11 protein-coding genes are annotated in these 11,886 nt (G+C 52.9%); 6 read left to right on the top strand and 5 right to left on the bottom strand.

Features of this window, described 5'->3' with window-relative positions; all coding sequences use genetic code 11:
• Positions 1–216: 216 nt before the first annotated feature.
• The 6 genes from HMPREF0908_RS06280 to HMPREF0908_RS06255 all read left to right on the top strand — a co-directional run bounded on the left by HMPREF0908_RS06280 (position 217) and on the right by HMPREF0908_RS06255 (position 6,997).
• Positions 217–1,392: a hypothetical protein gene (locus HMPREF0908_RS06280; RefSeq protein ID WP_006690618.1), complete on the top strand. Its 1,176-nt coding sequence runs from the start codon at positions 217–219 to the stop codon at positions 1,390–1,392.
• Between the two features lie 9 nt (positions 1,393–1,401).
• Positions 1,402–3,108, top strand: a complete 1,707-nt coding sequence (locus tag HMPREF0908_RS06275) for an ATP-binding protein (RefSeq protein ID WP_050755862.1) — start codon at positions 1,402–1,404, stop codon at positions 3,106–3,108.
• A 5-nt stretch (positions 3,109–3,113) separates the two neighbouring features.
• Entirely contained in the window at positions 3,114–4,715 is a 1,602-nt protein-coding gene (locus tag HMPREF0908_RS06270) for an ATP-binding protein (protein WP_006690616.1), read from the top strand.
• Positions 4,712–6,517, top strand: a complete 1,806-nt coding sequence (locus HMPREF0908_RS06265; protein WP_006690615.1) for a radical SAM protein — start codon at positions 4,712–4,714, stop codon at positions 6,515–6,517. The genes HMPREF0908_RS06270 and HMPREF0908_RS06265 overlap by 4 nt, the downstream gene beginning before the upstream one ends.
• Before the next feature lie 113 nt (positions 6,518–6,630).
• Complete coding sequence (locus HMPREF0908_RS10415) at positions 6,631–6,810, top strand: PIN domain-containing protein (RefSeq protein ID WP_006690614.1); 180 nt, start codon at positions 6,631–6,633, stop codon at positions 6,808–6,810.
• A complete protein-coding gene (locus HMPREF0908_RS06255) occupies positions 6,797–6,997 on the top strand; it encodes a hypothetical protein (RefSeq protein ID WP_006690613.1) in 201 nt (66 codons plus the stop codon). Before HMPREF0908_RS10415 ends, HMPREF0908_RS06255 begins: the two co-directional genes overlap by 14 nt.
• A gap of 109 nt (positions 6,998–7,106) precedes the next feature.
• Here HMPREF0908_RS06255 and HMPREF0908_RS06250 read toward each other — a convergent pair whose 3' ends face one another.
• From HMPREF0908_RS06250 to HMPREF0908_RS06230, 5 genes are all read right to left on the bottom strand, one after another.
• Positions 7,107–7,748 carry a hypothetical protein gene (locus HMPREF0908_RS06250; RefSeq protein ID WP_245522922.1) on the bottom strand — a complete coding sequence of 214 codons (642 nt, stop codon included), beginning with the start codon at positions 7,746–7,748 and terminating at the stop codon, positions 7,107–7,109.
• A gap of 374 nt (positions 7,749–8,122) precedes the next feature.
• Positions 8,123–8,515, bottom strand: a complete 393-nt coding sequence (locus tag HMPREF0908_RS10410) for a hypothetical protein (RefSeq protein WP_006690611.1) — start codon at positions 8,513–8,515, stop codon at positions 8,123–8,125.
• 75 nt (positions 8,516–8,590) lie between these two features.
• Complete coding sequence (locus tag HMPREF0908_RS06240) at positions 8,591–9,511, bottom strand: DUF3829 domain-containing protein (protein WP_006690610.1); 921 nt, start codon at positions 9,509–9,511, stop codon at positions 8,591–8,593.
• Positions 9,512–9,716: 205 nt separating this feature from the next.
• The gene (locus HMPREF0908_RS06235) at positions 9,717–10,643 is read right to left on the bottom strand and encodes a DUF3829 domain-containing protein (RefSeq protein ID WP_006690609.1); all 927 of its coding nucleotides are present in this window, start codon (positions 10,641–10,643) and stop codon (positions 9,717–9,719) included.
• A gap of 91 nt (positions 10,644–10,734) precedes the next feature.
• Positions 10,735–11,760 (bottom strand): tetratricopeptide repeat protein, encoded by a 1,026-nt coding sequence (locus HMPREF0908_RS06230; protein WP_006690608.1) that lies wholly within the window; start codon positions 11,758–11,760, stop codon positions 10,735–10,737.
• Positions 11,761–11,886 lie beyond the last annotated feature (126 nt).

The following is an 11,886-nucleotide window of genomic DNA, read 5'->3' as shown; positions in this document are numbered from 1 at the left end:
TAACATATCGAGAGAGCGAGTTCCACACAAAATGACCTACTGGATGCCGAAATACAGAGCTCCACCGGAGCGGTGTTTCCGTTTCTGTTGAAAAACGGAAATATGTGGGGGTTGTCTGGTATAGAAAAATCCGTTTTAATATGAAGGGAAAAAGACGGCATAAATAGAATACTAAATCAATGAAAATATAAATAAGGACGAGGTGAGTTTGTGTCATTGCGGATCAAAGACGTTCTCGTTAAGGAGACGGGAGCAAAGCGGATGTTCCCGGGACAGCGGCACAGCCTTGATACGACGGAACGTCCGACCATCGACTACGGGCGGGACGGCGCGACATGGGAGCAGTCCGGCGAGACAGAGCGTACACTGAAAGGCTATCGTGATCTTTCGGAGCGATGTGATCAGCTCAACCGGTATGAAGTGCCGGACAGCCTTGTTTACTTTCTGGACGGCTCGCGTCATGTCTATAAGGTCGATGATATTGCCTTTTCGAGAAATAAACGCATCTCGGTATATCCCGTCCTCGCAGGACAGATCGGCGTCGGCTGTTGTGTACGCCATAACCGCACGATGAAGAAACATCGTTTTTTCTACGAGTGTGTTCTTGCCTTGCCCGATCTTGCCGATGCCGATGGACGAGTCGGATTTTCAAGTGCGCTCGTGCAAAAGCTCAATGAACTTGAGGTGGTTCGGCGGCGTGGCATCCATTTCGGGCACGTCTTTTTTTATGATACGTCCAAGCCAAGTGAGGAATGGAAGCAGATCGGGCGGAACTTCTATGAGAGTCGAGGCACAGCAAAGATTCAGGAGCATATGATCGGACTCGAGCAGGAGATGGTGCGAAGCCTCGTGAAGGAGCACCTGCTCGATCAGGATCGCTATCTCATCAAGGACGGCTCGCTCGAATATCGCGGATTAAAACGCGGAGATGCGGCAGGTGTGACGGCAGAGATGCTCCATCAGGAGCAGTATGAATGGGTGCTCGGCGTGTCGAAGAATTTCAATCCCGAGGTGTGCAAGGATCAAGACGGCAAGCCAAATCCGGGCTTTATAGCAGAACTTCCCTTTTGTCATCGCACTCCTGCTGCCATGTATGAGTGGGGCGGAGTTCGCTATGCCGTATGGTATCTCCGCCTGCGTGAGGCGGAGCGGACACGCTCCATCTTTGACGGTGTGGTCAAGGTGGAGAAGGTACTGGTCGGTGATGAAATTGAAAATGGGATGGAGACGGAGCATATCGACGATCTAAGTGCTCGGATTCTGAACGAGCGAAATCCGGTCTGCTATGGCTCGGATCTGCGCTGGGCAAATCATCTCTATCCGATTTACCTGACGGAGCAATTCGTCAAGGCACGCTATATTCCAAACGAGAGCTTTTTACAGATGTTTTGAGGTGACATGATGGCAGACAACTTGATCGGGCGCGTGATTGCAACGGAGAAACGCCCTACGACGATGGACACATTTACCTTTTGGACGAGTGAGAACGAGAAACTTCACGCGTTCGATATCGTAAAAGTGGAGCATATCGAAGGCTCGTTTTCCTATGGGGTCATTCAGAACATCTCGCATATCACAGATGCACAGAGCTTTCTCACGAGTTTTATCTCGAGCGACTTTGGTGATGTCAATGTGGAGGGAAGTACGGCGCGGCTCGGCATGAACTACGTTGAGGCCGCAGTATCTTACAACAGCAAGGGGATCTATACGCCTGTGCACAGTGGGGCAAAGGTATGTCGTGCGAGTGTAGAGGAGATTACGGCGGCGCTCGGGTTGGGTGAGGTGAAGAATCCGCTCGTCTGTGGCGCAGTCAAGATGTATGCGGACACAGCATCGGAAATTTCGCTGAATGTCCCACTGAACGCCAAATTCCTGCTCGGGCCGGAGGGAGCGCATCTCAATATCTCAGGCATCTCGGGGCTAGCGGCAAAGACCTCTTATGCGATGTTTTTGATGAAAGCGGCGCAGGAGCGATATATGAAAGAAGAGGAGGAGTCGGTCGCCTACGTTATTTTTAACGTGAAGGGAAAGGATCTGCTTGCCATTCATGAGGAAAATGATTTCAGTGAGGAGAATGACCCTGTGGCAGAGCGTACCCGTGTGATGGCGGAGTATCATGCGATGGGGCTTTCAGGCAAGCCGTTTGAGCAGGTCAAATACTATATTCCCTATGCGCAGCAGGGTAAGTCGCGGCAGAGCACCTATCTCGGGAAAACGGAGCAGATCGAGTACGAGCGTGAGGGCATTCTCAAGAAGTTCAAATATACGTATGAGGATGATAAGGAGAGCATCGAAATGCTCTTTTCCGATATTGATGACCCACAGCAGACAATGGATGCCATCATCAACAAGATCATCGATGCGACGGATGCGGATTTTTCGGGACTGTCTACATGGGATACCTTTCGGGAAAAGGTCGATGAGCTGTCGCAAAAGAACACGAAGGACGATAAAAAGAAGTCCAATGAAATCTCTGTCCTCAGCTGGCGTAAATTCAAACGTATTATCAATAAGGCAATCCGCAATGATGATATGTTTGCTCGCCGTGTTGTCGATACGCAGGGAGAGTGCCGTCTGACGGATGAGATTCGCCATATACAGAAAAACGATGTCTACGTCATAGATATCGCCAAACTTTCGGAGGACAAGCAGGCGTTTGTTTTCGGTGATGCGATACGTGCCATCTACAATTTGAAACTCGGCGAATACGACGATGAGCTTGACGGGCATAAGCCGCCCACGCGCATTGTGGTCTTTATCGATGAGCTGAACAAATACGCATCGAAGGATACGCCAAAATCCTCGGCAATCCTGCGTGAAATCCTCGATGTTACGGAGCGCGGGCGTTCGCTCGGCGTCGTCCTCTTTGGTGCGGAGCAGTTCCGTTCGAATATTCATCCGCGCGTGGCGGGCAACTGCTCGACGCACGCATACGGGCGGACGAATACGATCGAGACGGAGACGAAGGATTACAAGAGCCTCCCACCCGTCTACAAGAATATGCTCACACGACTTGCGCAAGGGGATTACCTCATCCAGAACCCGATGTTCCGCTCTCTGCTGAAGATTCAATTCCCAAAGCCGGTTTACAAGCAATTTAAGGGGTGAGGACGATGGCACAGCTGGGAGCTGTCTTTGGCGCGAGTATACTCGAAACGCTGACGACGGGGATGTATAAAGATCCCATCATTATCTATCGCGAATACATTCAGAATGCGTGTGATGCCATCGATCAGGCAGTGCGTGAAGGTCTGTATGAGGAGCAGAGGCAGGGCAGTGTGCATTTGTTTGTTGACTGCGACAGGCGTTATGTAGCCATTGAGGACAACGGTGCAGGCGTCCCTGCGGCGAAGTTTCGCCGTACAGTTGGAGATATTGCCAACTCGTCTAAGGAAGCGGACAAGGACAAGGGCTTTCGAGGCATTGGCCGCCTCGCGGGGCTTGCCTACTGCAAGCGGCTTGTCTTTACGACACGGGCGGCGGGGGAATCGGTTGTCTCCCGTCTGGAATGTGATGCCGTCCGCTTCTGTGCGATGGTGAATGAAAAGGGACACACCGCCGCCGAAGTGCTTGACGCGGCGTTTTCCTTCTCTGCGGAGGAGGCGAAAAAGAAGGATGCTGCGCATTTCTTTCGCGTGGAACTCTACGGTGTGGAGCGCGAGGCGGATGCCCTGCTGGATAAGGACAAGATCAGATCATATCTCTCTTTTGTCGCGCCGGCAGCATATCAATCATCGTTTTATCAACGAAATTTGATTACAGGTTATGCGGCACAGCACAAAGTTCCACTCGACGAGTACCGTATTATTGTGAATCAAGAACCTCTTTTCAAGGCATATCGGACGAACTATTCCTACAGAGATGGAAAGCGGGACAGCATACAAGATCTTGCGTTTAAGGAACTGAAGGATGTAGACGGCACTGTTCTCGCATGGCTCTGGTATGCACGTACGGGTTTTTTTGCCGCGATGAAGGGAAGAGATAGTGCGCTCGGCGGAATCCGTGTGCGCGTTGGAAATATTCAAATTGGCGATGAGGAAACGCTAAAACGTTTTTATGTAGAGGAACGATTCTCCCGTTATGTAATGGGAGAACTTCATGTTTTGCCGTCGGCGGGGCTGCGCCCCAATGCACGCCGCGACTACTTTAATGCCAGCCCACAACTCACGCAGCTCGAGGATGCCTTTTGTGAGGTTGCAAAAGAGATTGGCAAGCTTTGTCGCTCGGGTTCTGAAATGAACACCTATTTGAGTGATATTCGCAAGCATGAGAAGGAAAAGGATGCGTTCGAGAAAAAGTCCAATAAAAACCTTTTTTTGGATGTGGCGGCGCGGCAAAAAGCAGCGGACAGTCTCAAGGAAGCTGCACAAGCGGCGAAGAGTGCGGAACAAAAGCTGCAGTCTGTTGCGGAGAGGGGGAAACAGGAAGGCACTTCGGATTTTGACGCAGGGCTTGCACGTATCGCAACCGCGCGGCTGAACGCATACAAAGAGGAGCGAAAACAGCAACCGAACTCGTCTGCACCGAAGGAGAAGGCTCAGCGTCCAAAGAAGTCACAAAACGACAATGTGAGGCGTACGGACAATCTCTCGAAACTAAGCAAAAAGGAAAAGAAAATGGTCGATAAAATATATCGTATTGTTACAAAAACGCTCGTGGACGACCCAGCTGCCGCCGAGCGCGTGATTGCGGCAATCGAGGACGCCCTGGGGTGAGCCGCAAGGTACTCCTTCTCGAGCCCGATTATAAGAACAAATACCCGCCGATGCCCCTCATGAAGCTCGCGACCTATTTCCGCAGACGCGGTGATGATGTGCGTTTCTTCAAGGGAGATCTGCGGGATTTTGCTGCGCAGTTGCTCGCTGAAGAACTCTATCACGAACTGAATAATCCCAATCTCGCCCGACACTTTGATGCCCTCAAACGCTATGTGCGGCGTGGAACAATATCAATTTTGGAGGATGTGCGGGAGCTGTCGGACGATCTCGCGGCACAGGAACTGGCACATGCCTACTACCTGCGGCATAAGCGGCGGGACTATCCTCAGTTTGACCTTGTGGCAGTGACGACGCTCTTTACGTTCTACTGGGCAAAGACCGTTGATACGATCAACGATGCCAAGAGCTTCCTAACGGACGATGGACGACTGCTTGTCGGAGGAATTGCAGCGACCATTCTGCCGGAGCACATTGAAGCGGAGACAGGGATCAAACCGATCATAGGACTTCTGGATCGTCCCTATATGATTGATGCGGACGATGCCGCCATCATCGATGCAATGCCGCTCGATTACTCTATCTTAGAGGAGATTGACTACACTTACCCCGCACATGATGCCTACTTTGGATACATGACGCGCGGCTGTATTCGTAACTGTCCATTTTGCGCGGTTAAGACACTTGAGCCGCACTATAAGGAATATCTCAGTATAGACGGGCAGCTTCGAGCAATCGAAGAGCAGTTCGGCGCGCAGCGGGATCTCTTGCTCATGGACAACAATGTCTTTGCATCCTCGCGCTTCTTTGACATCATCGAGGAGATTAAGGTGCAGGGGTTCCAAAAAGGGGCGACTTATGTGCCGTCCAGTCCGTACGAGGTTGCGATTTCCAACCTGCAGCGTAGGCACAATGTACGCGGGTATCTCAAAAAGCTGCTTGCACTCTATGAGGTGATAGCCGGGCGCCTAAAAGACGAAGAAGCAGGCGCTTTTTACCTCGCACGTGAGCGTGCGGGGCTGCTCTATCTCCCTTCGGCAGAGCGGGAGAGTGCGCTCACATTTGATGCCGTTGCGCGTCCGCTCTATGAAAAGTATTTCAAACAGGGAAAGCGCAAACGCGCGCTGGATTTTAACCAAGGGCTTGATGCGCGGCTCGTGACACCTGAAAAAATGGAAAAACTCGCGGAGACAGCGATCAATCCTCTTCGCATTGCCTTCGACCATTACGATGCAAAGGAGGTCTATGTCCGTGCGATTCGGATGGCGGCGGCTGCGGGAATCGACCATCTGTCGAACTATTTGCTCTATAACTACGAGGATCATCCTGAGGAGCTGTATCTGCGGATGAAGATCAACGTGGATCTGTGTGATGAGCTGGGCGTAGCAATCTATTCGTTTCCGATGAAATATCATCCGATTCGCGACCCAAAGTATTTCCGAAACCGGGACTTTATCGGGGTGCATTGGAATCGCAAGTTTGTTCGTGCAGTACAGGCCGTTCTGAACGCAACGAAGGGAAAGATTGGACGTGGCAAGTCATTCTTTGCGGAGGCGTTCGGGCAGGATGTTGACGGATTCTTTGATATACTCTGGATGCCGGAGAAGTTCATCATCGAGCGGATGAAGTACAAAGAGAATTTGACGAAGGAGTGGCGTGCGGCATTTCTTGCGCTGGACGGGGTACTGCGGGAAGAAGCCCGTGCGCTCATTGCAGCAAACAATTTTTCGGAGGACATCGTCTCTCGGGTGCACAGCGCAGAGGTGCGTGAGGTGTTGCGCTATTATCAGATACGGAAATAGATCGTATTGGCGACCTTGTCAAACGAGAGAAGGTGCGGTCATTGCACAGAATTGTATCTGAGTGTATCGCATATACCCCACTAATTCGAACGTGTGCGGAGGAGATCCAGCATATGGCGACCATTCATGAAATGGATAGCCTTCACCTTGCAAGTGCAGAGTTCGGACGTGTTGATGTGTTCCTGACAACAGATACAAAGCTGATTCGTGCTTGCCGGAATACAGTAACTCGTATGCGTGTGATGAATCCTGTATCCTACTTGGCTGAGGTGATTGAAGATGATGGATATTAACGTGAACAGCCCCGGCGAGGTGAGGGCAGCAGGGATGCAGGTGCTGGCTGCTGCACTGGAGCCAGTTGGGTTCACGAGATTTCTCCAGCAGTTCGAGAACGGTCGGGGGAACTATACACTGGAAAAGTATGAGCAGCCTGCGCTGGCATTTGATATGATGGATGAGATGCTTCGCGCCTACTCGTAGACAATCAAGGATGATAAGTAGGTCCGTGGGGGCTAGTTCGTCAGTGCTTCCTTAAGGCTTTGCTCCATATTTTTTAGAGGCTGGCATCAGTAGAGGAGATGAGTTCATCTCAGTTATCGTTATTCATCCATGGGGGGATATCCAGCGACTGCAGATCCTCTTGTGTGATGGGGGATTGCACCGTTCCGCTTGGCATATAGAATATCTGGTCTTTTTCTTTGATTTGGACGACATCGTCAACAATAAATTTGATCAAAGGGAATATTTCTGACATATTGGGAGGGATAATAGGGCTCACCTCGTATTCTCTGGGCACACGACCATCAATTTTTAGATAGTATCTATGCCCATCCAGCCCAATAATACGATCAACGAAAGATGATCCCCAATCTGCGTTTATGACGGCGTCAATAAGTGACATATCGTGTTCTTTCAGTACCTTCTCGTTTACTGGAGTAAACTGCTTCACGTAGCGAATAAAACCGTTATCATGTTCTGCCATTGTGACAGCTTTGTTTATGTTCATTTTGGATAGAGCATCTCCCATTCTTGGGGAGTAGTAATCCACTATTTTGTGAAAGTAGTCGATAGAGGTCAGTCCTACGTTCCAGTATATCCTGTAGTCATTATTGCCCATCTGATATACTTGGACGCAAATTGCAGGGGGTCGCTGAGAACAGACGATTTTCAATTCAAGGAGCCGCTGCCCATTTTCCACACAGAAGGAAAAACAATCTTCATAATTACTCATTATAGATATCTCCATGTCAATTGTATCCGTCTATGCTGGGAGAGGAATGTTGTTGCTCGGATGTGCGAATTATGTTATTCTGAGCATGTCAAAGAATGGATGAGCAAGGGTCAGCTCCACTTTCCCTACTCGTTTTTGCAGTAATGCATAATGGCTGTGACCGCACTACAATAGTGGAGCCTCTCACGAGTTGGCGCGGGCGGCTGTTTTCTTTGATGCGCTCGTGCGCGTGATGGGAGGCATTGTATGTCTGCGTATGCGTGCTCTTGTCCCCGTCCTGAAATGAGGGGACAGGGCGGCCCATCACAAAACTGAATATCGGCACCTGCTGTTATGGTAGGTGCTTTTTTTCTGGTTCGTATCTTGTGTTTACCTTATGATGATCGTTTCTCCTGGACCTTTGCGTGCGACGCGTTGCTTTCATCCGGCGGAATAAGTGCGCTGTCATGTCCGTCTGGGCGGGCGCGGTCCTTTGGCAGCCAGAAGCCCCACACGTTGTTGGAGAATTCGCCGGCAGCGAAGCGGTGAACGCTGCCGTCCACGGTGATTTCGTATATGTTCATGGTGTAGGGCTGCCCGTAGAGCGGATCATGGACACGGATGCATTTGCGCGTGTCCGTCCATTCGTGGGCAAATACGTCCACGCCGAAGAGGAAGCATTCCTCGCCGATGGCGGTGGTTGCGTACGCAAAGTCCGATGATTTCTCCACGCGGTACTTCTTGCCGATAGCGGTTGTTATGTACTCTTGGTCTGCTGTTTTTGTCATGGTGTCACGCCTCGTTCCTGCTGAAAATCCCCCGCAGAGCATCTGCGGGGGATCCGTGTTTCGGAAGTATTTCCCTTATTTCTTCTTTCCGTCGAGTTCGTTGATGTCGACGTTGCTGCTGGTGGAGGAGAGGCTGTTAAACTCCTCGATGACGTTGTTGAATTTCTTCGGGTCGGGGCTTCCGGAGGTGTACTCACGCACCTGACCGATGAAGCTGTTGACCTTGCTCTTGTAGGAGGAGAGGAAGCCTGTGCCGGATGGGAGCTTTTCGAGGAGAGCACTGATCTCGCCGATCTTCGCCTCGGCGGCGTTCTTGTCGACCTGCTCGCCGTCGAGCATCTCGACGAGCTCTCGTGTCTTGCCGTTCAGCTCGAGGAAGGAGGCGGCGTTCTCCTTGCCCTCGCTGCGCAGCGCATCGATCTGGGCGAGGCGGAGTTCCTTGTAGCGGTCGGTGACGATGGCGTCGAATTTGTCGTAGGCGGCATCGAATTTATCGTAGAGCGGGAAGAACTGCGCGACCATCTCGTCCGACTGCGCATAGTTGTCGGTCATATAGGTCTTGGCGGAGTAGTAGCTCTCCATCTTCGCGGTGAGCGGGGCGAGATCCTTCAGGACAGCGAGCAGGTCATCCGCTGCCGCATCGATGTCGGGGTAGACACCTGCGGCCTTCGGGTCGGAACGTGCCGCCTCGAGGGCGGTTTTCAGATTTTCAAAATGCGGCAGAGAGATGTGCTCCTTGTGCTCTCCTTTGCGGAGACTGTCGAGGGACGGGGCGATGGAAAAGTTAAAGGTGACGATGTTGTGATTGTAGTCGTTCGTTGCCTCGAGGTAGGGGGTGAGTGCCGTCTCGCGCGACTGTGCGTTGCTTGCTGTGGTCTGCTGTGATGCGGCGCTGTCGCTGCTGCTGCCGCAGCCCGTGAACAGTACGGCAGGGGCGGCGAGCAGGCTGCACGCGGTGAGGATGGAGAGGGTACGTCGGATCGTGGAACAGATCATGAGGAGCCTCCTTCTTGAAAATATCTGAATATAAGATAAATAATCACAACAAGTATAACCCAGGTGATAATTTCTGTCAAACATTACATGTCTTTCATCCGTGGATCTTCGTTGTGTGTCATGGGGGAATCGTGTACGGGATTATGTTGATCGGCACCCAAAAATCTCCTGCCGTGAAGTGGGAGGGGTAGATTTATGTTGTGCGCTATTTCTTTTTCGCGTCGAGCGCATTCACATCGACGTTGTTGCCCGTGGCGGCGAGACGGTTGAACTCTTCGACAACGTTGCTGAGTTTGTTCGGGTCGGGAGGACCCGCATTATACGCGCGGACTGCCGCGACGAGGCTGTTGATGCCGTTCTTGTAGGTCACGAGATACCCGGTGCCGGCGGGGAGTTTCTCGATGAGGGTGTTGATCTCGCGGATCTTCGCCTCGGTGGCTTCCGGATCGTGTCCACCGCTGCGCAGCATGCGGACGAGCTCGCGTGCCTTCGTGCGCAGCTCGAGGAAGGTGGCGGCGTTCTCTCTGCCGTCGCTGTGCATCGCGTCGATCTGGGTGAGCCGCATCTCCTTGTAGTGGTCGGTGACGATGGCATCCAGTCGGTCGTAGGCTGAGACGAACCGGTCATAGAGCGGGAGAAACTGTGCCGTCATTTCGTCCGCCTGCGCGCAGCCGTCCGTTGTGTACGCCTTGGCGGCGTAGTAGTTCTCCATTTGGTCGGCGAGCGGGGCGAGCTCCTCCAGGATGGTATGCAGATCATCAGCTGCTGCATCGACGTCAGGGTAGACGCCTTTGACCTCTGGGACGTCGTGTGCTGCATTGAGTGCACGGCTTAGTTTTGAAAGCGGCGGGAGGATGATACTCGTCGGGTGCTTTCCCTGCCGAAGCTCGTTGATAGTGGTCGAGACGGCAAGGCTCAGGGGAAGCATGCTGCTGTTGTAGGCGGTCGTCGCCTCCATGTATGGGGTGAGTGCCGCCCTGCGTTCGTCTATGCTGTGCGCAGGTGTCTGCTGTGCAGCTGCGGGGGATTCCGCCTTGTGTTCGCCGCAGCCCATGAGAAGTACGGCAGGCGCCGTGAGCAGGGTGCCTGCCGTGAGGATGAAGAGCGTGCGCCGGATGTGTGTGTGCAGCATGAGAATCCTCCTTTACATGAAACTAACATTATAAAAAAGTATATTATGAATGAAAGTCTATGTCAAGAAGGCTGCGGCTCTCTGCGCACCGTTATTCTGCGTCGCGTCCCTGCTGCATGGAGCCTCGTATGATCTCGGTGATGACACGCGTCCAGTCAATGCCGCCGCCTCTGCGTGCACCGCCGTCGCCGCGCTCGGCATGGCGTGCCTCCTGCTCTGCCTTGCGCTCGGCACGGCGCAGTTTCATCCAGAGCTCGTCGTCGGTCTTGTCAGAGGCATTCCACGCCGTGCGCAGTTCGTCTGCCGCATCGTCGTAGCGGCCCATGTCAAAGTAGATCTGCCCGCGGTACTGGTGGAGACGCCAGATGGGATAGGGCGTGTTCGTGTGCGGCGTGCGGTCTGCTGCGTCGAAGTCACTGAGTGCGAGACGGTCGCTGCGGAGCTCGTAGTAGGCGCGCCCGCGCAGGTAGAACGCATAGGCACGCGCATTTCCCGTGACGGCGGGATCCTCGATGAGGAGAGAGAGGTCCGCGATGGCGTGCTGCTCGTCGCCGCGCTGGATCATGGATGCCGCGTCGTCAAAGATGCGGCCGAGCTTGTAGCTCTCCTCAAGCTGTGCGCCGATCTCTGCTTTCTCCGAGCCCCGCGCCGTCTCGTAGCGTGCGAGGAGTTCGTCGTTCTGCCGCTTCAGCTCATCGCGCTCCTTCTGAAGACGCGCCAGTTCATCCTTGTTTTGTGCGAGGGCGGCGAGATCGACCTTTGACGTGTCCACCTCGCAGACGAGATGCACGCGGTAGCGCCATACATCGCCGATCAGTTCGGGGGTCACGTCCTCGTGGAGGACGCGCAGCACCGTACCCGCGACCATGCGTACTTCGTCCTTCGTGAGGGTGAGGTTCTGCGTTTCCGTGTAACTCTCGACGTAGACTCCCGCCTGCTCCGTCGCAGAGCGCATCGCCTCCTGCCGTGCGGCGTCGCGGGCGATCTTCGGTGAGTCGTTGTCACCGACGGTGTAGACGCCCTCCGCCTCGATGGTCTGCGGGGCGGCGAGTGCCGTACTTGTCAAGGTGAGGAGAAACAGCGCGCAGCAGAGGGCGCGCAGGATATTTTGCAGCATATTGTCTTCACTCCTTGTGTGTATTGTTCCAAAAGGGAATTAGAGTGCGGTGAAAGAGAGATGAGAGAAAAATTGAATTTGACTCCAAGTTGAATGTGAAAAAATTTTATATTTTGCAGGTGAATA

Source organism: Centipeda flueggei ATCC 43531 (assembly GCF_000160695.1).
Classification (GTDB): domain Bacteria; phylum Bacillota; class Negativicutes; order Selenomonadales; family Selenomonadaceae; genus Centipeda; species Centipeda flueggei.
Note: the sequence above shows the minus strand (reverse complement) of the source record. Positions and strands in the feature narration are given on the sequence as shown.

What these genes read in the sequence shown, in the direction of transcription:
- HMPREF0908_RS06275 (WP_050755862.1), top strand. Translation starts at nt 1,402, where the DNA reads ATGGCAGACAACTTGATCGGGCGCGTGATTGCAACGGAGAAACGCCCT.
- HMPREF0908_RS06270 (WP_006690616.1), top strand. Translation starts at nt 3,114, where the DNA reads ATGGCACAGCTGGGAGCTGTCTTTGGCGCGAGTATACTCGAAACGCTG.
- HMPREF0908_RS10415 (WP_006690614.1), top strand. Translation starts at nt 6,631, where the DNA reads ATGGCGACCATTCATGAAATGGATAGCCTTCACCTTGCAAGTGCAGAG.
- HMPREF0908_RS06255 (WP_006690613.1), top strand. Translation starts at nt 6,797, where the DNA reads ATGATGGATATTAACGTGAACAGCCCCGGCGAGGTGAGGGCAGCAGGG.
- HMPREF0908_RS06250 (WP_245522922.1), bottom strand. Translation starts at nt 7,748, where the DNA reads ATGAGTAATTATGAAGATTGTTTTTCCTTCTGTGTGGAAAATGGGCAG.
- HMPREF0908_RS10410 (WP_006690611.1), bottom strand. Translation starts at nt 8,515, where the DNA reads ATGACAAAAACAGCAGACCAAGAGTACATAACAACCGCTATCGGCAAG.
- HMPREF0908_RS06240 (WP_006690610.1), bottom strand. Translation starts at nt 9,511, where the DNA reads ATGATCTGTTCCACGATCCGACGTACCCTCTCCATCCTCACCGCGTGC.
- HMPREF0908_RS06235 (WP_006690609.1), bottom strand. Translation starts at nt 10,643, where the DNA reads ATGCTGCACACACACATCCGGCGCACGCTCTTCATCCTCACGGCAGGC.
- HMPREF0908_RS06230 (WP_006690608.1), bottom strand. Translation starts at nt 11,760, where the DNA reads ATGCTGCAAAATATCCTGCGCGCCCTCTGCTGCGCGCTGTTTCTCCTC.